This is a genomic window from Mycobacterium sp. RTGN5, from assembly GCF_033804465.1.
Classification (GTDB): Bacteria; Actinomycetota; Actinomycetes; order Mycobacteriales; family Mycobacteriaceae; genus Mycobacterium.
Map to the genome: position 1 here is coordinate 616,914 of NZ_JAPZLA010000001.1, position 20,646 is coordinate 637,559.

24 protein-coding genes are annotated in these 20,646 nt (G+C 67.6%); 15 read left to right on the plus strand and 9 right to left on the minus strand.

Annotated features, from left to right (window positions below):
- The first annotated feature begins 56 nt into the window (after nucleotides 1-56).
- Genes SLQ31_RS02905 through SLQ31_RS02925 form a run of 5 tightly spaced genes read left to right on the plus strand, consistent with a single transcriptional unit; the run spans nucleotide 57 to nucleotide 3,232 of the window.
- A complete protein-coding gene (locus tag SLQ31_RS02905) occupies nucleotides 57-809 on the plus strand; it encodes an SDR family oxidoreductase (RefSeq protein ID WP_319429500.1) in 753 nt (250 codons plus the stop codon).
- Nucleotides 802-1,302 (plus strand): nuclear transport factor 2 family protein, encoded by a 501-nt coding sequence (locus tag SLQ31_RS02910; protein ID WP_319429502.1) that lies wholly within the window; start codon nucleotides 802-804, stop codon nucleotides 1,300-1,302. Before SLQ31_RS02905 ends, SLQ31_RS02910 begins: the two co-directional genes overlap by 8 nt.
- Before the next feature lie 25 nt (nucleotides 1,303-1,327).
- Nucleotides 1,328-1,705 (plus strand): hypothetical protein, encoded by a 378-nt coding sequence (locus SLQ31_RS02915; protein ID WP_319429504.1) that lies wholly within the window; start codon nucleotides 1,328-1,330, stop codon nucleotides 1,703-1,705.
- 41 nt (nucleotides 1,706-1,746) lie between these two features.
- A complete protein-coding gene (locus SLQ31_RS02920; protein WP_413641864.1) occupies nucleotides 1,747-2,847 on the plus strand; it encodes a cation:proton antiporter in 1,101 nt (366 codons plus the stop codon).
- A gap of 43 nt (nucleotides 2,848-2,890) precedes the next feature.
- A complete protein-coding gene (locus SLQ31_RS02925; RefSeq protein WP_319429508.1) occupies nucleotides 2,891-3,232 on the plus strand; it encodes a hypothetical protein in 342 nt (113 codons plus the stop codon).
- On the opposite strand, the gene SLQ31_RS02930 is transcribed toward SLQ31_RS02925, so the two are convergent.
- The gene (locus tag SLQ31_RS02930; RefSeq protein ID WP_319429510.1) at nucleotides 3,213-4,154 is read right to left on the minus strand and encodes an AraC family transcriptional regulator; all 942 of its coding nucleotides are present in this window, start codon (nucleotides 4,152-4,154) and stop codon (nucleotides 3,213-3,215) included. The genes SLQ31_RS02925 and SLQ31_RS02930 overlap by 20 nt on opposite strands.
- Before the next feature lie 86 nt (nucleotides 4,155-4,240).
- Here SLQ31_RS02930 and SLQ31_RS02935 point away from each other — a divergent pair, with 86 nt between their 5' ends.
- Nucleotides 4,241-4,714, plus strand: a complete 474-nt coding sequence (locus tag SLQ31_RS02935; RefSeq protein ID WP_319429512.1) for a DUF1772 domain-containing protein — start codon at nucleotides 4,241-4,243, stop codon at nucleotides 4,712-4,714.
- Here SLQ31_RS02935 and SLQ31_RS02940 read toward each other — a convergent pair.
- Nucleotides 4,711-5,598 (minus strand): RDD family protein, encoded by an 888-nt coding sequence (locus tag SLQ31_RS02940; protein WP_319429514.1) that lies wholly within the window; start codon nucleotides 5,596-5,598, stop codon nucleotides 4,711-4,713. The genes SLQ31_RS02935 and SLQ31_RS02940 overlap by 4 nt on opposite strands.
- A 28-nt stretch (nucleotides 5,599-5,626) precedes the next feature.
- Between SLQ31_RS02940 and SLQ31_RS02945 the strand changes: the two genes are divergently transcribed.
- Nucleotides 5,627-6,619, plus strand: a complete 993-nt coding sequence (locus SLQ31_RS02945; protein ID WP_319429516.1) for a stage II sporulation protein M — start codon at nucleotides 5,627-5,629, stop codon at nucleotides 6,617-6,619.
- A gap of 3 nt (nucleotides 6,620-6,622) precedes the next feature.
- Here SLQ31_RS02945 and SLQ31_RS02950 read toward each other — a convergent pair whose 3' ends face one another.
- The 5 genes from SLQ31_RS02950 to SLQ31_RS02970 are packed head-to-tail and all read right to left on the minus strand — an operon-like array spanning nucleotide 6,623 to nucleotide 11,945.
- The gene (locus tag SLQ31_RS02950; RefSeq protein ID WP_319429518.1) at nucleotides 6,623-7,945 is read right to left on the minus strand and encodes a DUF58 domain-containing protein; all 1,323 of its coding nucleotides are present in this window, start codon (nucleotides 7,943-7,945) and stop codon (nucleotides 6,623-6,625) included.
- Nucleotides 7,945-8,928, minus strand: a complete 984-nt coding sequence (locus SLQ31_RS02955) for a MoxR family ATPase (RefSeq protein ID WP_319429520.1) — start codon at nucleotides 8,926-8,928, stop codon at nucleotides 7,945-7,947. The genes SLQ31_RS02950 and SLQ31_RS02955 overlap by 1 nt, the downstream gene beginning before the upstream one ends.
- Entirely contained in the window at nucleotides 8,925-10,064 is a 1,140-nt protein-coding gene (locus SLQ31_RS02960) for a DUF4350 domain-containing protein (RefSeq protein WP_413641866.1), read from the minus strand. The genes SLQ31_RS02955 and SLQ31_RS02960 overlap by 4 nt, the downstream gene beginning before the upstream one ends.
- Nucleotides 10,046-10,699, minus strand: coding sequence for a DUF4129 domain-containing protein (locus SLQ31_RS02965; protein ID WP_319429522.1), 654 nt, complete (start codon nucleotides 10,697-10,699; stop codon nucleotides 10,046-10,048). The genes SLQ31_RS02960 and SLQ31_RS02965 overlap by 19 nt, the downstream gene beginning before the upstream one ends.
- Entirely contained in the window at nucleotides 10,680-11,945 is a 1,266-nt protein-coding gene (locus tag SLQ31_RS02970; RefSeq protein ID WP_413641500.1) for a hypothetical protein, read from the minus strand. Before SLQ31_RS02970 ends, SLQ31_RS02965 begins: the two co-directional genes overlap by 20 nt.
- A 99-nt stretch (nucleotides 11,946-12,044) precedes the next feature.
- Between SLQ31_RS02970 and SLQ31_RS02980 the strand changes: the two genes are divergently transcribed.
- The 5 genes from SLQ31_RS02980 (at nucleotide 12,045) to SLQ31_RS03000 (ending at nucleotide 14,783) form a co-directional block, all read left to right on the plus strand.
- Nucleotides 12,045-12,509, plus strand: coding sequence for a GatB/YqeY domain-containing protein (locus SLQ31_RS02980; RefSeq protein ID WP_319429525.1), 465 nt, complete (start codon nucleotides 12,045-12,047; stop codon nucleotides 12,507-12,509).
- A 43-nt stretch (nucleotides 12,510-12,552) separates the two neighbouring features.
- Nucleotides 12,553-13,539 carry an LLM class F420-dependent oxidoreductase gene (locus SLQ31_RS02985; protein ID WP_319429527.1) on the plus strand — a complete coding sequence of 329 codons (987 nt, stop codon included), beginning with the start codon at nucleotides 12,553-12,555 and terminating at the stop codon, nucleotides 13,537-13,539.
- A 59-nt stretch (nucleotides 13,540-13,598) separates the two neighbouring features.
- Complete coding sequence (locus SLQ31_RS02990; protein WP_319429529.1) at nucleotides 13,599-13,763, plus strand: hypothetical protein; 165 nt, start codon at nucleotides 13,599-13,601, stop codon at nucleotides 13,761-13,763.
- Between the two features lie 109 nt (nucleotides 13,764-13,872).
- The gene (locus SLQ31_RS02995) at nucleotides 13,873-14,568 is read left to right on the plus strand and encodes a HemK2/MTQ2 family protein methyltransferase (protein WP_319429531.1); all 696 of its coding nucleotides are present in this window, start codon (nucleotides 13,873-13,875) and stop codon (nucleotides 14,566-14,568) included.
- Complete coding sequence (locus SLQ31_RS03000) at nucleotides 14,565-14,783, plus strand: CDGSH iron-sulfur domain-containing protein (protein ID WP_319429533.1); 219 nt, start codon at nucleotides 14,565-14,567, stop codon at nucleotides 14,781-14,783. Before SLQ31_RS02995 ends, SLQ31_RS03000 begins: the two co-directional genes overlap by 4 nt.
- Here SLQ31_RS03000 and SLQ31_RS03005 read toward each other — a convergent pair.
- Complete coding sequence (locus SLQ31_RS03005; protein WP_319429535.1) at nucleotides 14,763-15,782, minus strand: iron-containing redox enzyme family protein; 1,020 nt, start codon at nucleotides 15,780-15,782, stop codon at nucleotides 14,763-14,765. The genes SLQ31_RS03000 and SLQ31_RS03005 overlap by 21 nt on opposite strands.
- A gap of 176 nt (nucleotides 15,783-15,958) precedes the next feature.
- Between SLQ31_RS03005 and SLQ31_RS03010 the strand changes: the two genes are divergently transcribed.
- From SLQ31_RS03010 to SLQ31_RS03020, 3 genes are all read left to right on the plus strand, one after another.
- Nucleotides 15,959-17,629 (plus strand): FAD-binding dehydrogenase, encoded by a 1,671-nt coding sequence (locus tag SLQ31_RS03010; RefSeq protein ID WP_319429537.1) that lies wholly within the window; start codon nucleotides 15,959-15,961, stop codon nucleotides 17,627-17,629.
- 13 nt (nucleotides 17,630-17,642) lie between these two features.
- Nucleotides 17,643-19,142: a multicopper oxidase family protein gene (locus SLQ31_RS03015; RefSeq protein WP_319429538.1), complete on the plus strand. Its 1,500-nt coding sequence runs from the start codon at nucleotides 17,643-17,645 to the stop codon at nucleotides 19,140-19,142.
- A gap of 103 nt (nucleotides 19,143-19,245) precedes the next feature.
- A complete protein-coding gene (locus SLQ31_RS03020; RefSeq protein WP_319429539.1) occupies nucleotides 19,246-19,956 on the plus strand; it encodes a hypothetical protein in 711 nt (236 codons plus the stop codon).
- Nucleotides 19,957-20,000: 44 nt separating this feature from the next.
- Here SLQ31_RS03020 and SLQ31_RS03025 read toward each other — a convergent pair whose 3' ends face one another.
- Nucleotides 20,001-20,615, minus strand: coding sequence for a TetR/AcrR family transcriptional regulator (locus SLQ31_RS03025; RefSeq protein WP_319429540.1), 615 nt, complete (start codon nucleotides 20,613-20,615; stop codon nucleotides 20,001-20,003).
- Nucleotides 20,616-20,646 lie beyond the last annotated feature (31 nt).

Genomic DNA, 20,646 nt, shown 5'->3' on the forward strand with positions numbered 1-20,646 from the left:
CCCGCGTAGCGGTACTTGCGCGTACGCCGGTCCGCCGCTGTTGGGACCATAGAGCCATGGGCGACTTCAGCGCGCTGCCCGGCACCGCGATCGTCGTCGGCGGCACCGGCGGGATCGGGGCGGAGATCGTCGCGATGCTGGTTGCCCGCGGGTCGCAGGTCGGCTTCACCTACTACGGCAACGAAAGCAAGGCAGTCGAACTCGTCACCGATGAAGTCAGCGCGCAGCAGCTGGACATCACCGACGCCGCGGAGGTGCGGCGGGTCGTCGATTCGTTCGCGGCGCAGGCAGGCGGCGTGCACACGGTGATTCACGCCGCCGGTGCCCACGTGCCGATGCGGCACCTCAGCACCGTCGAGACCGGGCGGTTCGACCAGCAGCTCGGCACCGATGCCGGCGGCTTCTTCAACGTCGTCGCCGCGGCTCTGCCGCATCTGCGCCTCTCGCGCGGCAGTCTGGTGGCGGTGACAACCGCAGCGACGCGACGGTTCGCCGTTCGGGACGGGTTGTCGGTCGCTCCGAAAGCCGCTATCGAGGCACTGATCCGGGGTGTCGCCGCTGAGGAGGGCAGATTCGGTGTGCGCGCCAACTGCGTCGGCCCCGGCATGCTGGTCGACGGCAACGCACGACGGCTGATCGCCGACGGCGATCTCGACGAGAAGGCCCTCGACGCCGCACGGCGCAACACCCCGCTGGGACGCTTCGGCGCCGCCACCGACATCGCGGAGGCGGTGTGCTTCCTCGCCTCCCCACGGGCGGGGTTCATTACCGGCCAAAAGCTCGATGTAGACGGAGGTTACGGTGTCTGATCGGCTGGCCGATATCCATGCGATGCGCGACGTGGTCGCCCTGTATTGCCGCGGCGTCGACCGGCTCGACCTCGAACTGGTGCGCCAGGCCTACCACCCCGACGGCATCGACCATCACACCGGTTTCGACGGGACGGTCGACGAGCTCGTACCGTGGCTGGGTAAGAGCCTCGAGTTTCTATCCGGGACAATGCATTTCATCGGGAACCATCACGTCGACTTCGTTAGCGATGACGTCGCGATCAGCGAGACTTATTTGATGGCAACGCATTGGGGCCGCGCTGACCAGGATCAGCGGGCCAATTTCACCACCGGTGCGCGGTACGTCGACCTCATGGAGCGGCGGGATGGCCGGTGGGCAATCGCCGAACGTTGGGCGGTGCGCGAGTGGACCCGTCCTGACGTGTTCGTCGTTCCCGAGCGGCCTGGCCCGCGTGGCCGGCGCGATGCTGACGATCCGCTGTCCGTGCTCCTGAAACGCTTTGGCCTGTAGGCAGTGCGAGTACCCTCAGCACACCATGGCGGTGAAATGGCTGGACGACCCTGAGGGGCACGACTACGACGCGGCGGCGGACTATCTGAGCATGCTCGCCGAGGATGCCACCGTGGCCGCTACCGTGAGCGCGCTGAAATCTGGGAAGCCGGTGTACCGCAAGGCCAAAGATATCCTGCGCGCCGCGCGGCTGGTGCTGCTGCCGCCGGATAATGCGCACGTAAAAGTCGATCTGGCCAAGATCGACGCGGGTAAGAAACTCTCGCCGATCCTGCTGGTGCGCGGCACCGCCGCTGATGCCCTTCAGATCGCCGACGGCTACCACCGTGTCTGCGCAAGCTTCATGACCGACGAGAACACCGATATTCCGTGCCGGCTCGTCTCGTGGGTGCACAAAGCGTGAGTTTCGGCTTCTCCACGCTGGTGCTCGTGGCGGTCGTCGGCATGGCCGGGCCGCTGCTCGCGTCCGTGCCGAGGCTGCGCATCCCGGTCGTCATCGGGGAGCTCGCGGTGGGATTGCTCATCGGCAGAACCGGATTCGGCCTCGTCGACTCCGCCGATCCGACCTTCAGTCTGCTGGCCGACATCGGGTTCGCGTTGGTGATGTTCGTGGTGGGCACCCATGTCCCGATCCGCGATGTCACCCTGCGGTCCTCGATTCCGGGGGCGGTCCTGCGGGCCGTCCTCATCGGGGCGGTGGCGACGGTGTTCGCGGTCGGGCTGGCCACTGTATTCCACACCGGCCATGCCGCGGTGTACGCGGTGTTGATGGCGTCGTCGTCGGCGGCGCTGGCATTGCCGGTCATCCAGGCGCTCGGCATCCAAGGCCCCTCCGTGCAGAGCGTCACCGCTCAGATCGCGATCGCCGATGCGACGTCAATCATCTTGCTGCCCTTGGTGATCAACCCGGAACGTGCACTGACCGCGGCCATTGGGGCGGTGGTGATCGGGCTGGGCGCGGGGGTGCTGTTTGCCGCCATGCAGTTTTTCGACCGCCGCGGGCTGCGCAAGCGGATGCACCGATATTCCCAGCGTCATGGCTTCGCGCTGGAACTTCGGATCAGCCTGATCTCCCTGTTCGCGCTTGCCGCGCTCGCGGTCGCTACGCATGTGTCGATCATGCTGGCGGGCTTCGCACTCGGTCTGGCGGTCAAGGCGGCGGGGGAGCCGCGGCGGCTGGCGCGTCAGCTGTTCGGCATCACCGAAGGACTGTTCGGTCCGCTGTTCTTCGTCTGGCTCGGTGCCTCGCTACAAGTGCGCGAACTCGGCGACCATCCCGCCTACATCCTGCTGGGCATCGGACTGGGGGTGGGTGCGGTGCTGGCGCATTGCGTCGGCCGGCTGACCGGTCAACCCCTGGCGCTGGCCGCACTGGCCGCCGCCCAACTCGGGGTTCCGGTCGCCGCGGCCACCCTGGGCACCCAGAATCACCTGCTCGCGCCGGGTGAATCATCGGCGCTGATGCTCGGTGCGCTGCTGACGATCGGGGTCACCTCGGTGGCCAGCGTGATCGCGGCGCGCCGCCAGCGGGAGCAACCTGCGTAACCGAACGCGTGTGCCGGGTGCCTGCGGCGGGTAGCCGACGTCTATGACCGCATCGAACGCCACCGAAACTCACCCCGATAAGGCACCCCGGGCGCGGCTGTGGACAAACTGGCTGCTCGCGCTGTCGACGATCCTTGGCGCGGCGGCCGTGCAGCTGTTCGCCATGGGCGCGGTGATGAGCACCTCGGCGTGCAGCGCCCCCAACTGTCCGAAACCGAGCGGATTCGTCTACGGCCTACTCACCTATGGTGCACCGGTGGTGGTCGTAGCCACCATCGTGGTGTCGTTCTTCACCGCGGGGCTGCGGCGCGGGTTTGTGGTGCCGCTGGTCGCCTGGCTGCTGTTGATTCTCGACGTCGCGATTCTCACCCTGACGTTCTCCTAGCCCGGTAGGCCGCGGGGCTGACCCCGTTGGCCCGTTTGAAGGCGGTGCTGAGGGCAAAGGGGGTGCTGTAACCCACCTTGCGTGCGACCGCCGCAATCGTGGCTTCTGAGGATTCCAACTGATCGGCGGCCAGTGCCAGGCGCCACGCGGTCAGGAACGCGATCGGTGGCTCGCCGACCAGCGCGGTGAACCGCCTGGCGAATGCGGCCCGTGAGATGCCTGCTGCGGCAGCAAGATTCGCAACAGTCCACGGATGTGCCGGGTGGTTGTACATCAGCCGAAGCGTGGGCCCGATCAGCGCGTCCGACTCGGCGGTCCACCACGGCGGTGCGGCGCCGGGCTGGTCGAACCACGTTCGCAGAAAATCGAGCAGCAGCAGATCGAGCAGCCGATCTAAGAAGGCCTCCTGGCCGGGCCCATCGCGCACCGCCTCGACCGAAAGTGACTGGGGCAGCGAGCTGTCCCACTGGGCGGCACGCAATACGGCGACGTCCGGCAGCGCATCGAGGAGTCGCGCACTGACCGCGCTGTGGCCTTCGTAGGCGCCGACGACAGCGCGCGTCGCGCCGGTTGCGCTGTTGCCCCACGTGCGGACGCCCAGTGCCATCGCGAATTTCAGGTCCTCACCCGACAGCGTGGTGCACCGCTGACCCGGGTGGATGACGACCTGGGGTGTGGTGGTCACGCTGTCGGCGAGGACGTAGTGCCCGGTGCCGCGCGCCAGCGCCACATCACCCGCGTTCAGGTGGATGGGAGCAGTGTCGCCGTCGGGCGACAAGACGGCGGCGCCTTCGGTCACGCAGATGAGGGTCAGCGGCGCCTCGTCCTGGATCCGCATCGACCACGGCGGGTCGAGGATCATCCGCAGGACGAATGCGCCATGTGCGCGGACCCCGTCCAGCAGGCCCACGAGCGCATCCATGTCGGCAGCCTAGTTGAGACGCATGCGTATGCAACAGCGACTATCGACGATGTTGTGTCTCATGTCGGCGGGGTTCACTGACCGGTATGTCGAGCACCCCTGTTGTCTTCCTGACCACCGCCGCGGCCGTCGGCGCCGCCGCCGTCGGCGGTCTGTTCTATGCCTTTTCCACCTTCGTGATGCGCGGCCTGGACCGGACCGGTCCCGCGGATGCGGTCACCGCGATGCGTGGCATCAATGCGGAGGCTCAAGCCAACGCACCCTTCCTGGCGCTGTTCTTCGGGTCGGCGTTGGTCGCCATCGTGGTGGGCATCGCAGCGTTGGGGCAGCTGCGCCTCTCTGGGAGCGGCTGGATCCTGGCCGGCGCACTGCTGGCATTGGTGCCGCTGGTCGTCACCGTCGCCGTCAACGTCCCGCTCAACGACCGGCTCGCCGCGACCGGGGTCACCGCGATCGCCTGGCCGGACTACTTCCGGGTTTGGACGCTCTGGAACCATGTGCGCACCGTCGCGCCACTGCTCGGCTCGGTACTGATGGTGATCGGTGTGCGGTTGCGCTAGCTCGGCGGCACGAACCCATCCGTCTGGGAGACGGGCGCAGGCGCGCCGGGCCGCGGTGGCGGGGCTGTGGGATAGGGCGGCGGACTTGTGGGATACGGCGGCGGTGGGGCCGCATAGGTCGGCGGTGCGGGCGGCGCGGATGGGCGCAGCCGAGCCAGTTCGCGGCGATGTCGTTCGGCGAGCACCGCCGCGAGAACGTAGTGCGGCGGGACGCCGGGCGGCGGCGGTGGTGAGATCCGGGTGGCGATCTCGCCCGCGATGCGATACGCCATATCGTTTCGGACTTCGGGTGCCAATTGCGGTGCCCGCGCGAGGAATTGGCGTGCCAGCTCAGCCTGGTCCGGGGTCAGGCCGGACAGTTCCAGCGAGGACGCCCACCACGTCAGCGCGGGCGGCATCACGGGCGGCGGGGGCAGCTTGGGGCCCCGTTCGCTGATCACGACGGTGCCGGCGAACACATCGCCGATGCGCTTGCCGCGCGGCGAGATGAGGCTGCAGATCACGGCGGGGCCACCCGTCAACATCCAGATCTCCACGAACCCCGCCAGTGCGCGAAACAGGGCCTGCCGGAACCGTTCCGGGCCACCGTCGTCGGACACCACCCGAAGGCCCATGGCCATCTTGCCCAGCGTCCTTCCGCGGGTGGCGGTTTCGAACACGACGGGGTAGCCGACGATCACCAGCACCGTGAAGATGATCAGGACCGCGGCGGACAGCGCCCCGTCGAACTGAGTGATCGTGGTTGCCCACAGCACGACGCCGATGATGTAGCCGATCGTGATCACGGCGATGTCGATCAGCGCACCCACGGCCCGCACCGGCAGCTGGGCGATCTGTACATCGAGGACGACCGCATCCCCGGTCACCACCGTCTCGGGCACCATGCCGACCAACGCTACTAGCATCGGCCGGATGGACGTCGACGCTTTCGTGCTGGCTCACCAGGACACCTGGAAGCGGCTCGAGGTGCTGGTGAAGCGGCGCCGTCGGCTGTCCGGTGCCGAGGTCGACGAACTCGTCGAGCTCTACCAGCGGGTCTCCACCCACCTGTCGATGGTCCGCTCGGCCTCGTCGGACTCGGTTCTGGTGGGACGGCTCTCGAGCCTGGTGGCCCGCGCCCGCGCCGCAGTGACCGGCGCGCACGCCCCGATGTGGCACGAATTCGCCCGATTCTGGACGGTCTCGTTCCCGGTGGTCGCCTACCGGGCGTGGCGGTGGTGGCTGGCCACGGCCGTCGTGTTCTTCGCGGTGGTGGTGATCATCGGAATCTGGGTCGGCGGCAATCACGAGGTGCAGTCGGCGCTGAGCACGCCCGAGGAAATCGAGCAGCTGGTCAACCACGACTTCGCGTCGTACTACAGCGATCACCCGGCCGGGTCTTTCGCGTTGCAGGTGTGGGTGAACAACTCGTGGGTGGCCGCACAATGCATCGCGTACGCGATCCTGCTGGGCATCCCGATCCCGTGGGTGCTGTTCCAGAACGCCGCCAACCTCGGCGTCATCGGCGGGCTGATGGTCGATGCCGGTAAGGCCGACGTGCTGTTCGGACTGCTTGTTCCGCACGGACTGCTCGAGTTGACGGCGGTGTTCCTGTCCGGGGCCGTCGGTATGCGGCTGGGCTGGACGGTGATCTCCCCGGGTGATCGGCCCCGCGGCCAGGTGCTGGCCGAGCAGGGCCGGGCGGTGGTTGCGGCGGCGATCGGGCTGGCGGGCGTGCTGCTGGTATCGGGGTTGATCGAGGCGTTGGTGACGCCCTCGCCGCTGCCGACGTTCGTGCGCATCGGCATCGGGGTGGCTGCCGAGGTCGCGTTTCTGTCCTACGTCGTCTACTTCGGCCGGAAGGCCGTGCGCGCGGGTGAGACCGGGGACGTCGCGGACGCTCCCGACGTCGTCCCCACGGGCTGAGCGCTACAGCCGGCCGGTGGCCTTCATCGCCAGGTAGCGGTCGGCCAAGGCCGGCGCCAGGTCCTCCGGCGGCGCGTCGACCACCTCGACGCCCTTGTGCCGCAGCCTGCTGGCGATGGTCCGGCGATCATTGCGTGCCCGCTCGGCGGCCGCCGCGTCGTAGACCTGGGCAGCGTCGGCACGGCCGGCCGCGAGTTCATCGACGCGCGGATCGGACACTGCCGCCACGATCACCTTGTGTTTGGCCGACAGCTGCGGCAGCACCGGCAGTAGACCTTCGTCGAGAGCCGAGGAGTTGAGGTCGGTCAGCAACACCACCAGCGCCGTGCGGCGCACCCGGCGCTGCACGGCGGCCACCATCGCGGTCGCATCCGATTCGATCAGCGCCGGCTCCAGCGGCGCCATCGCCTCGACCAGCTGGGCGAGCAGCTCGGTCCGTGAGGCGCCGAACACCGCTGCGCGGGTGAGCCGGTCGTGGGCGAGGAAGTCGACGTGGTCGCCGGCCCGCGCGGCCAGCGCGGCCAGCAGCAGCGCGGCGTCCATCGACCAATCCAGCCGCGGCCAACCACTGGGGTCCAGTGAGGTGGGATCCACGCCGACCCGGCCCGCCGAGGTGCGGCCGGTGTCGAGCACGATCACCACCCGCCGGTCACGTTCGGGTCGCCAGGTACGGACCACCACGTCGGCGCGACGCGCGGTGGCTCGCCAGTCGATCGAGCGGACGTCATCGCCCACGACGTATTCACGCAGCGAATCGAATTCGGTGCCCTGGCCGCGGATCAGCACCGGCAGTAACCCGTCGATCTCACGCAACCGGGCCAGCCGGGACGGCAGATGCTTACGCGACAGGAACGGCGGAAGGATGCGCACCTGCCCGGCGACCGGATGTGACCGCTGCCGGCCTGCCAGGCCGAGTGGGCCGATCGAGCGGACGGTCACGCCGTCGGAACGCAGGTCGCCGCGGCGCACCGGTCGCAACTGTGTTGCGATGGTGACGGTTTCAGCGGCCCGAACGGTGAGCTGATGTGCGCGGGGTTCGGCGCAGGCGCTCGGCGGCCACGCATCGCGAAGGGCACCACGGAACCGGCGCGATCCGGCGTTGTGCACATGCAGGACGGCGTCAACGGGTTGACCCAGCCGCGCCGACGAGTCACCGGCCCGGCTCAACCGCAGCGCACGCGGGCTACCCGCCAACGCCACGTCGATGGTCACCACCGTGAGTAACACCAGCAGCACCACGCCGAAAGTCGTCGCGGGCCAGGGTGATAGCGCAATCGGGAGCACACCCAACAAGGCGATGAGCCCGGTGCGCCCGGTGAGCACCATTAGCGTGGCACCGGCACCGCGGCCAGGATGCCGTCGAGCACACCGTCAGGGGTGGCTCCTTCGAGTTCGGCTTCCGGTCGCAGCCCGATCCGGTGGCGCAGTGTCGGCCGGGCCATGGCCTTGACGTCGTCCGGCGTGACGTAGCCGCGGCCCGACAGCCACGCCCACGACCGTGCCGTGGCCAGCAGCGCGGTCGCCCCACGCGGTGACACTCCGAGTTGCAAGGACGGCGAATTCCTTGTCGCGCCAGCGATGTCGACGATGTAGCCGAGAACCTCCTCAGCGACCAGCACCTGCTTCACGGCAGCGCGACCGGCGGCCAGTTCGGCAGGGCCGGCCACCGGGCGGATGGCACTCAGGTCGCGCGGATCAAAGCCGCCGGCATGCCGGGACAGGATCGCGATCTCCTGGTCACGCGGCGGCAGAGGTACGTTCAGCTTCAGCAGGAACCGGTCCAGTTGCGCCTCGGGCAGTTGATAGGTGCCCTCGTATTCGATCGGGTTCTGGGTGGCCGCCACGATGAACGGATCAGGCAGCAGCATGGGCTCACCGTCCACACTGACCTGTCGTTCCTCCATCGCCTCGAGCAGGGCCGCTTGGGTTTTCGGTGGCGTTCGGTTGATCTCGTCGGCCAGCATGAGGTTGGTGAACACCGGCCCGGCACGGAAGGCGAACTCCGCGGTCTTGGCGTCGTAGACGAGAGACCCGGTGATATCGCCGGGCATCAGGTCGGGCGTGAACTGCACCCGCTTGAACTCCAGCTGCAGTGCGGCGGACATCGCCCGCACAAGCAGCGTCTTGGCCACGCCAGGAACACCTTCCAGCAGAACGTGACCGCGGCACAGCAGGGCGATCACCAGCCCGCTGACCACGGCGTCCTGACCGACGACGGCTTTGCCGATTTCACTGCGCAGGGCCAGGAGCGCTGCGCGGGCCGCATCGCTCTCGGCGGTGGAGGGGGGAGGTGGGGCAACGTGCGTCACGACTTCGTGACCTGCCTTTCGATATCGTCTAGTGCCTGGGCCAGGTGGAGCAGGTCAGCATCGGTGGACGGTGGTGGGCCGAACAGTAAGTGGTGCACGGTGTTGGCATCTCCGGCGCAGCGCGCAGCGACCGCGTCGAGCACCGCAGCGGGAGAAGCGTTGGGGCCCAATCCCAGTCGTGGCGCGAGTCGCTGTAATGTCGCGGTGCGCAGCGCTTCGGCCGCTCGATCGCGCGCCCGGCGGGACCGGTAGAGCCGCGCGCGTCCCTCGACGGTCTCCGAGGCACGCACCACCACAGGCAGCTTTTCGGCGACCAACGGACCCAGTCGGCGGCCCTGCCACACGGCCAGGAGCAGGACGACCAGGCACAGCTGCCAAACGATCCAGGTCACCGCGTCGGGCATGAGGTCGGTGAGTGACGTTCCCTCCGCACCGCTTTCACCCTCGGCATGCTGCGGTGCGTACCAGATCAGTCGCGGCCGGCTGCCGGCAAGGTTCATCGCCAGCGCGGCATTGCCCTCCTGCAGTAAGCCACCATTGGTCATGAAGTCCGCGCTGCCGACGACGGTGACCGTGCGGCCGTCGGCGTGATAGCGCACCAGCGCCCCGCCGTAGCACCGGGTCAGCTCGGTATCACCGGCTTTCTCGTAGGTGTCGGTTGAGCCCAGGTCCACCGTTCCGGCCCGATTGGCTTCCGGCAGATCGCAATCGGGTTCCATGGAGAGCACGCTCGCGCCACCGAGCCGGACGTCGGGAGCCAGCGCCTGCCGCGCGCGTGAGGTTGGTTCCAGCAGCAGCCGGTCGCCGGGAACATCGGCCAGCCGGCTCAGCAGATCGCCACCCCGGGTGTAGTAGGTCTCGGCCGCCAGCAGCAGTGTGTCCGGCCGGGCAGCCCGCTCCACGTCGGCCACACTGGCGGCCACGACGACGTCGACACCGCGGTCTCGAAGCAGGGTGACCAGTGCATGTGCGCCGTCAGAGCTCGTCGATTCCGGATCCATCCGGCCACCCGGGCGTGGGGCGGTGAGAAAGGCGCCGATGGCGGCGATGGTCGTTATCGCGATCAGCGCCAAGGCAATCCAGCGCCCGGTGCGCCAACGCTGGCCGATGGTGGCGCTCACCGCAGTGGCGCCCAGTTATCGGGGACAGCATGCGCGGTCGCACCGACGCCGCTCGGGCCGGCGTGCTGGCGCAGTGCCTCGTCGAGATCGGCGACCATGCGGTAGTTGTGTTCGGTGCCGGGCTGCTCGCCGTAGGTGACGTCGTTGAACGCCGTTGCCGCGCGCCGCAACTCGGCGTCGAATTCTCCCAACAGCTCACCTGCGTCGCGGGCGAGCTCGTTGGCGGTGCGGCCAGGAACCGGGTTGAGCATCCCGGTTTCCTCGAGCTGGCGGCCGATCGCCCGAAGCCGGTGGCGGATGGCTGCGGCCCAGTTGCCCTGGTTCGCATAGGCTTCCGCGGTCGCTCGGTGTTCGGCGGCGCTAAGGTCGTGGGTGCCGAACAATCCGGCGTCGCCACCCCGCTTGGTCCGCATCGTGCGCCTGGCGATCCGCACCGCGACGATGAACGCGGCCAGCACCACGATCGCCAGCACCGAGATCGTCAACCAGCCACCCGGAATCGAGGACGCCTCGAGGAGCAGCCGGTACAGCAGCTCCTGGATCCAGTCGCCGAGCCGGTCCATCAACGAGGCCTTGGGATAGATCGGCTTGGCGAGCTCACGCTGGGCCGCCTCGTGGGCGGCTTCACGGTCAATATCGATGATGGGCATGGTATTCGGGCGTCACCGCGAGAGGGGTGAGCCAGAGGTTGTCGGCGGTCACGGTGTCGGCGGGCCCGGCGTTGGCGCCGGTCTGCAGCACCAGATCGAACGCCTCGGCACGGATGCGAATATCGGTATACAGCAACACCACCACACCGGCGGTGAACGGCGCGGTGACGATCTGGCCGATCGCGGCGCCGACGGCGATCAGTGTGGTCGCCAGGACGATGGGTCCCGCGGAGGTCTCCCCCATCAACATCACTTGTCCGGCGATGCTGAACGGAACCGAGACCGCTCCGGCGATCACACCTGCCACCAACGAGGCGAGCAGCCGTATCCCGAGGACACGCCAGAAGTGGTTGCGCACCAAGCCAAACGAGCGGCGGATCGAGGCGATGATGGGCTTCCGCTCCAACACGACGGCCACCGGCGCGAAGGACAGGGCGGTGTACAGGTAGGCCAATGCGACGATCAACCCGAGCACAAGTGGGATGCCGACGATCGCCGCTGCGGTGCCGTTGCCGGCCACGGCAATTCCGGCGATAACCGCTCCGACCACCCCGGCCATCAGTAGCGCGGCCAGGATTTCCAGCGCGCTGAAACCGAGCAGGGCGAGCAGCCGACCGCGCACCCGCTGCCAGGCTTCGCCGACGGTGATTTTGGCGCCGAACACCGCCCGCCCGACCACGACGGTGAGCATGCCGGACAGCAGGATTCCGCCGAGGAAGGTGGCCACCGCACCGGTGAGGCTGGACAGCACGGACCCCACCAGCACGGGTGTGGACATTTCTTCGCCAGATGCGCCGCCCACCTTGCCGCCCATCGAGATGATGGGGCCCAGCTGCAGGATCAGCGCCAGGATCTGGGTGACGACCACGACGACGGTGGTCAGGCCCAGTGTGGCCTTGGGGTTGGCCCGGATGTAGCCGACAGCGCCGTTGAAGAGGTCGCTGAGCGATAGCGGCCGCAGGGGGATGACACCCGGTTTGGCTGCCACGGGCATCGGCGCGCCGTATCCGGGCGGCGGGTATCCGGGCGGGCCGTAGCCCGGTGGCGGATAACCAGGCGGTCCGTATCCGGGCGGGGGATAGCCCGGCGGGCCATATGCCGGAGGTGGATATCCGGGCGGGCCGTAGCCCGGCGGCGGATACCCCGGTGGCGGATATCCGGGCGGGGGATAACCCGGCGGGGGGAACTGTGGTTGACCAGGCCATCCGGGTGGCGGTCCAGGCGGTCCGGCAGGTGGTGCCGTCACCGGTCAACGCCCGCGACGTCGTTGCTCATGAGCCCATCCTGTCGACAGGCGGGGTATTTCTCAACGTCCCGCCCATCTCGGTCGCGTAGCGTTTGCCCCATGGCAGAGCTCAAGGCCCGGTTGAGATCAGACCTCACCGACGCGATGAAGGCCCAGGACAAGTTGCGCACCGCGACGCTGCGACTGCTGCTCGCGGCGGTCCAAACCGAGGAGATCTCGGGCAAGCAAGCACGTGATCTCTCCGACGACGAGGTGCTCAAGGTTCTCGCCAGGGAGGCCAAGAAGCGCAGCGAGTCCGCCGAGATCTACACCCAGAACGGTCGCGGTGAGCTGGCGGCCGAGGAGCACGCCGAAGCCAGGATCATCGACGAGTACCTGCCGACCCCGCTGACCGAGGCCGAGGTGGCGGACGTGGCGGACACGGCGATCGCCCAGGTAGCCGAGGAGCTCGGCGAGCGCCCGTCGGTCAAGAACATGGGCTTGGTGATGAAGGCGGCCACCGCGATCGCCGCGGGCAAGGCCGACGGCTCGCGGCTGTCGGCGGCAGTCAAGGCGCGTTTGTAGGCGTGCTCCGTTTCACTGGGTGACGCCGGGGTACCCGTCGCGCATGACGCGCTTCGGATACACCCTGATGACCGAGCAGAGCGGCCCCAAAGATCTTGTGCGTTACGCCGTTTCGGCTGAACGGGCGGGCTTCGATTTCGAAGTGTCGAGCGATCACTTCTCGCCCTGGCTGACAACCCAGGGGCACGCGCCCAACGCCTGGACCGTGCTTGGAGCAGTGGCCCACGCCACCGAGCGGGTCGCCCTGTACACCTACGTGACCTGTCCGACGATGCGCTACCACCCGGCCGTCGTCGCACAACAGGCCGCCACGTTGCAGATTCTGGCCGACGGCCGATTCATTCTCGGCCTTGGTGCCGGCGAGAACCTCAACGAGCACGTCGTCGGCAAGGGCTGGCCCACCATCCAGCGCCGCCACGACATGCTCAACGAAGCGATTGTGATCATCCGCCAACTGCTCAGCGGAGAACTCATCGACCACAAAGGCGAGTACTTCCAGGTCGATTCCGCGCGTATCTGGGATGTCCCCGACGAGCCGGTCACCCTTGGTGTCGCGGTGTCCGGCGAGCGTTCGTTGGATGCGTTCGCCACCATGGGCGACCACATGATCGCCGTCGAACCGGACAGCAAGCTCGTCGACGGCTGGCACTCCGCGCGGCAGGCCACCGGCCTGCTCGCGGGCGGCAGGGTGATCGGGCAGATCCCGATCTGCTGGGATCCGGACCGGGACGCCGCGGTCAAACGGGCTCATGAGCAGTTCCGCTGGTTCGGCGGCGGCTGGGACGTCAATGCCGATCTGCCCACACCGGCCGGGTTCGCCGGCGCCACCCAGTTCGTCACCCCGGAGGCGGTTGCGGAAAACATCCCCTGCGGGCCGGACCTCGACGCCATCGTGGATGCGGTAAGCGCCTATTGGCAGGCCGGATTCACCGACATCGCCTTGGTGCAGATCGGTGACGAGGGTCAGGACGACTTCCTGGCGGAGGCCGCCGAACCCCTGCTGGAGAAGCTGCGCGACGCGGCGAATTGACCACGTGACACCCCCCACTATGGGGTTGAAACCGGCTTCACCGGGTATTCCGGCCGGTCATGACTGATCGCACTTCTGACGAAGACGACCACGCCGACTACACGGACGACCACCAAGAGGAACGCAGAATCGACCGCCCCGGGGCCAAGCCCACGAGCGATGACGACGTCCGCGAGTTTGCCCCTGACGTGGCCGACACATCTGACCACGAACCCCCCGACTGACATCTGAACTGAGCGCTCTCGGAGCGGTTTTAACGATGAAGTAAACGGGCATCTAGTGCCCAACGCCGCCGTGCGAACTGTGCGTGGGCGATTGCGCGAAAGGCCAACGTTGACCATTCTTTATTCCGACGTCCAGGACGCGGGTAGTGCCACACCCGGCGTGTATGCGCCGCAACATGATTCACAGTTGCTGATCGAGGCGATGGCACGCAGCGGCGTGGTGTCGGGAAGTCGGGTGCTGGACCTGTGCACAGGAAGCGGCGCCGTCGCGATCGCCGCCGCGCAGTTGCGCGCCCGCAACGTCACCGCATTCGACATCTGCCCGCACGCTGTGGAATACGCAACGAACAACGCCGCACAAGCTGGTGTCCACATCGACGCGCGAGTGGGGATGTGGGTCGATGCGGTTGTCGCCGGACCCTACGACGTCGTGGTCTCGAATCCGCCGTATGTACCAACGGGTCCCGATGCCGATCTGGAGAGTATTCCCGCTGAGGTGGGTCCTCCGACGGCGTGGAACGCCGGCCTCGACGGCCGTGAGGTGTTGGACCCGCTGTGCGACAACGCCCCCGAGCTACTCGCCCCAGGTGGCACGATCCTGATCGTGCAATCGGAGTTGTCCGATACCGACCAGTCGCTTCGTCGCCTGCGCAGTGGCGGATTGCGCGCCGAAGTTGTTCTCAGTCAACTCATTCCGTTCGGCCCGGTGTTGAAGGCGCGGGCGAAGTGGATGGAGAGCATCGGCATGCTGCCCGTCGGCCGGCGGGAAGAGGAAATCGTGGTCATCCGCGCGGACAAGCGATGAGCGAGGGCGGACCCTCGCAGGTGCGGATCGTCGACGGCGGCCCGATGATGGTGCAGGGTCCAGTATGTATCGAAATGCCCGATGGAACCGTCGTCGAATCGGACCGGTTCATGGTCGCTATCTGTATGTGCAAGCGCAGCAAGACCTATCCGCTGTGCGACACCAGCCATCGGCGTCGCGAGCGCACCGCGCCGTCAGTCCAGCGGCCGGCGTAGCGAACTCCGCCCGCTAGTCCAGCACCGCATGAGGTGATCGGCCAGCCGATCCTCCAACAGTTCGTGCGCCCGGATGCCGAAGACGACGTCGCGGTTCAAAGCGGGCTCCCGGCTCACCAAGTCCCCGACGACGTCGGTACGAACCACCTGCTCGTGCACCGCGTCGGCCTCGACATGTTCGCGATAGAAGTGCACGCACGCGTCCGGGGCCCCCAGGCGTTCCAGGGCGTCGGCCAGCCGGCGCGATCCTGGTGACGAGGTGATCTCGGTGGAGGCGAAGTGTCCGATCGCTGCGCCTCGGTACTCGCGGTGCAGGCCGAACAGCGACATCAGGTTCACCAGCGCCAGCGATACAGCAGGCACGGCGTCGATGTAGCCCAGGTACGTGGCGTCCAGGCCGGCAGCGACCATCAGGTCGGCGAACAGCTGCTGGTGCACGGCATGCGCTCTGCCGGCGCCGAACTCGTCGAACTCGACTGCCACAAACGAGGCCTTGGCCTGGCCGGTCAGCCGCGGGATGGCCCATGCATGCGGGTCACCCTCCTTGAGGTGATAGAGCGAGCGATGCACGAAGTACTCCTGCATCTGCTCCCAGGTCCCGCTGCTGCGCAGGTGGTAGGACGGGCCGGTGCCGTCGGCCGGTTCGGTCGACAACCGCTCCATCTCGGCATCGGCCGAATCCTCGGGGTCGATGTCACCGACGTCGCGCTGGACGGCGGTCAGGAACGACTCTTCGAGGTGCGCGCGCAGATGCAGCAGGCCGGGGTTCCACTCCCAGCCCGGATCGACGCCGGCGAACCCCCTGTAGTGCAGCTCGTAACAGACGTAGAGCGCGAGCTGCACGTCGATGCCGTACGGGTCGGAGTCGCGCACCGGCGCGTCGATCCGATGCAGATAGTTTCGGGGGGCACGCTCGGTCAGCGACTCGACGACAGCCAGAGACAACGGTCCTCGAGCTTCGGGAAGGCGTGGCTCTAGCGAGATCGGGGCGAGCGTCACTCCTCTCTTTTTCCCGAACCGGGGAGGAGCTAAACCCCGTGCGTCACTGTAGTTGCGGGTGCAAGCGGCGATGACCGCGTCCGGGTCGGTGACACTGACCAGCAGGGTGCGCAGCCGTCGAATCGGATCTCCAGTTGTAGCGTTGGCATGTCTCGATATCGAAGGGCGCTCATCAGATGGATGCAGATGTCATCGTGGTCGGGGCCGGCCTGGCCGGTCTCGTCGCCACCCACGAACTGACCAGCCGCGGGAAAAGGGTCGTGCTGATCGACCAGGAGAACGAAGCCAACCTCGGCGGGCAGGCGTTCTGGTCGTTCGGCGGTCTGTTTCTGGTCGACAGCCCCGAACAACGGCGCCTGGGTGTCAAAGACAGCTTCGAGCTGGCGTGGAACGACTGGTCGGGCAGTGCCCAGTTTGACCGGATCGACGACGAGGACAGCTGGGCGGTGCGCTGGGCCCGGGCCTACGTCGAGTTCGCCGCGGGGGAGAAGCGCTCATGGCTGCTCGGGCACGGCATCAAGTTTCTGCCGACCGTCGGCTGGGCCGAACGCGGCGATCTGCGCGCCGACGGGCACGGCAATTCGGTGCCGCGTTTCCATGTCGCCTGGGGCACCGGTACCGGGGTGGTGGAGCCGTTCGTCACGTCGGCACAGGCTGCCGCCGGCCGCGGGCTGGTGACGTTCCGGCACCGGCACCGAGTCGACGAACTGGTGATCGAGGGCGGCGCCGTCACCGGCGTACGGGGTACCGTGCTGGCGCCCGACGACGCCCCCCGTGGCGCGCCGTCCAACCGGGATTCGGCTGGAGAGTTCGAATTATCCGCTCAGACAGTCATTCTCACGACGGGCGGCATCGGTGGGAACCACGACGTCGTGCGACGGTACTGGCCGAAGCGGATGGGCACCCCGCCGCGCTCGATGATCACCGGTGTACCCGCCTACGTCGACGGCAGGATGCTCGACATCGCCGCCGACTCCGGGGTGCGCATGGTCAATCGGGACCGAATGTGGCACTACACCGAGGGTGTCCAGAACTGGGACCCGATCTGGCCGGGCCACGCCATCCGGATCTTGCCGGGGCCGTCGTCGATGTGGTTCGACGCGTTGGGCCGGCGGCTGCCCGAGCCGTACCTGCCCGGCTACGACACCCTGGGGACTCTCCGCTACCTGCGCACCACCCCGGAGATCGCCGGCTACGACCACAGCTGGTTCATCCTCACCCAGAAGATCATCGAGCGGGAGTTCGCCCTGTCGGGCTCCGAACAGAATCCCGACATCACGAACAGGGACCGCGCCGGGTTCCTCAAGGAACGGTTGTTGAGCAAGGGTGCACCTGCGCCGGTGGAGGCCTTCAAGCGTCATGGCGCGGACTTCGTGGTCGCCGACGGCCTCGACGAGCTGGTGGCGAAGATGAATGCGCTGACCGACGAAGCACTGCTCGACGCGGGGCGCATCCGGGAGCAGCTCGAGGCCCGGGATCTGCAGATGGCCAATCCGTACGCCAAAGATGCTCAGGTACAAGGGATCCGAAACTCGCGGCGGTACATCGGTGACCGGATCGGCCGGACGGCCGCACCGCACCGCATCCTGGACCCGGCGGCCGGCCCGCTGATCGGAGTGAAACTGCACATCCTGACCCGAAAGACCCTCGGCGGCATCCAGACTGATCTATCGTCGCGGGCGATCGGTCTTGACGGCAATCCGATCGACGGCTTGTACGCGGCAGGCGAGGTCGCCGGCTTCGGTGGCGGTGGCGTGCACGGTTACAACGCGTTGGAGGGAACGTTCCTCGGTGGCTGCCTGTTCTCGGGCCGCGCCGCGGGTAGGGCAGCCGCAGGGGCATTGTGATGGCGAGGTGGCGATGGGCGAATCCGGTTCTCGACGTTGGCAATTGAGCCGTCGGGCATTCTTGGCGTCAAGTGCGGCGGTGGGAGCCGGTGCGGCACTCGGCGCGTGCGGACATAGCAGCGCCCCGGCGGCGCCGCTGCAGACCCAACCCACCGTGGTGCCCACGGGGCTGACAGCCGCGATCGACGCCGCCGAGGCTGCGCGCCCCCACACCGGCAAGACCGTCACCGTCGCCCTCAACCCGGGGCCGGTCACCGTCGACCTTGGCGGGCGCGTCGTCAACACGCGAGGCTATGCCGACACGATTCCGGGCCCGTTGATCCGGGCGAACGTCGGCGACGAAATCGATGCCACCGTGACCAACAAGCTGGACGGCCCGACATCGGTGCACTGGCACGGAGTCGCGCTGCGGAACAACATGGATGGCGTCGAACCCGCCACCGCGAACATCCCGCCGGGCGACACCTTCACGTATAAATTCTCGGTTCCCAACGCGGGCACCTACTGGGCGCATCCGCATACCGGCGTCAACGCGGACACGGGGCTATACCTGCCGTTGATCGTCGACGACCCGAAGGCGCGCGCTGATTACGACGCCGAGTGGATTGTGGTGCTTGACGATTGGACCGATGGCGTCGGGAAATCACCCGAGCAGATCTACGACGACCTGCGCAAGGGTGTGATGAACATGGGTGGGGGCACCAGCAAGCTCCTCGGCGGTGATCCAGGCGACGTCGTCTATCCCTATTACCTGGTCAACGGCAGAATCCCGGAAGCACCAACAACTTTCACCGCGAAACCCGGGCAGCGCATCCGCCTGCGCATCATCAACGCCGGTGCGGACACCGCGTTCCGCGTCGCCTTGGCCGGGCACCGGATGACCGTCACCCACACCGACGGATTCCCGGTCGTGCCCGTCGAGGTGGATGCGCTGCTGCTGGGGATGGCGGAGCGCTACGACGTGATCGTCACCGCGGGCGACGGCGTGTTCCCGTTGGTCGCGCTGGCAGAGGGAAAGAACGCGCTGGCGCGCGCCTTGCTGACCACTGGCGCGGGCTCGGCGCCCGAGCCGGGATTCCAGCCACCCGAGCTGAACGGGCGGATCGGCACCGTCGACATGTTCACCGCCACCCCGGACGCGCGGCTGGCATTCACCAAGGCCGACTCCGACCTGACGGCCGAGCTCAGCGGCGACATGATGACCTACCACTGGGGCGTCAACGGTTCGTACCCGAACAACAAGCCGTTCACGATCAAGCAGGGTCAGCAGGCCACGATGACGTTCGCCAACAAGACCACCATGTGGCATCCGATGCACCTGCACGGGCACACGTTCTCGGTGATGAACGCCAATGGCGAGTTAGGGGCACGCAAGGACACCGTGATCGTGCTTCCCAACCAATCCGTCCGGATCGCCATCCTGGCGGACAATCCGGGGTATTGGCCGCTGCATTGCCACAACACCTACCACGCAGAAGCAGGGATGATGTCGACGTTCGACTACCTGAACTGAGGGTTTGCGGTTGCTGGCCTCATTTGACGTAAACGTCAATATGGTGAGATGTCTATCTGCGCTGCGGCCCGATAGTATGGCTCCATCAGGAAAGGGGGCCGACATGAGCCTTCGATACACATCGCTCCGAGTAGCGGCCGCGGCGTCGTTGTCGCTTGGTGCGTTGTTTGCGGCGGGTGGCACAGCATCGGCTGCTCCTCAGCCGACCGACCAAGGGTCGGATCTGCAGACGTACCTCGACAGCTTGACGACGTCCTACAACAACACCATCGGCAAATCGGTGGATGAGGCCCGTCAGACGGCCCAGGACCAGGCGGCGCAAAACGTCGGGCTGGCGATCGGGGTACCGATTGCCAATGGTGCGATCGGCGGCACTACCGCCGTGGCCGGAAGTGTCGGCTCCGCGCTGGTGTTCTCCGCGTTCCAGGGCGGCAACAATCCGTTCGCGGGCTTTAGCGCCGCGGCTGCTCCGTCAGCGTTGTCGGCTGCTGCGGTGCCGGCCGCCCCTGCATTGCCTCCGCCGCCGGCGGCCCCGGTATTGCCGCCGCCGGCTGCCCCGGCGTTGCCTCCGCCGCCGGCCGCCCCGGCGTTGCCGCCGCCACCGGCGATCGGCCCGCTGCCTCCGCCACCGGCGTTCGGCCCGCTGCCTCCGCCGCCGGCGTTCGGCCCGATGCCCGCGATCGGGCCGCCCCCGCTGCCGCCGCCACCGGCTTTGCCGCCGCCGCCGTGGATTCCGTTCCTGCCGGGCTCACCGCCACTGCCAGGTCCGCCTCCGCTGCCGCCGCCGCCAGGTTTGCCGCCGCCCCCGTTCTGATGCGGAGTTAGTTCACCCCCGGGCCTCCTTGGCTCGGGGGTGAACTATTTTGCGTCCCGCGAATTGTCTTGGGACACAAGCATTCGTCGAAAGAGCCGGTCGATGTCATCGGGGTCGCTGATGCTGAAGTCGCCGATTGCGTAGCGCCCTAGCAGTCCGGCGATAAACGTCTGGGTGATGGCACTCAGATCGTCGACGACGGATGGCGGCAGCTCATTGCCGGCCGGCAGCAGATCGAGCATCATGCCGCGGTACAGATCGATGAAACCCTCGTTGGAGCGCCGGACCACGTCGGCGATCGCGGGCTCCCGCGTGGCGAGCATGTTGAGTTCGTAGCGGGCTTTGGCCCGAGTGAGGTACGGCTCCTGCGCGGCAGAAGCCACCACGTCGGCCAACCGCATTGACTGCTGGCCCTGGCCCGCGGCGGCGTCTTGTGCCACGTGAAAGCTGCCGAGGTCGAGCTCGACGGCGCGTTGCGCGGTCGCGACAAGCAGCGCCGACCGCGTGCGGAAGTACGCGGACGTTGTTCCTTCCGCGACGCCTGCGGCCCGGTCGACCTTGATGTGGCTCAGGCCCTTGGCGCCCTGCGCGGCCAGCACGGTGATCGCCGCATCACAGAGGTCGCGACGCCGCTGGTCTCCGTCGGGTTTCCGTCGCATCGGTGACAAATGTAGCCGGGGTTCTATGAAA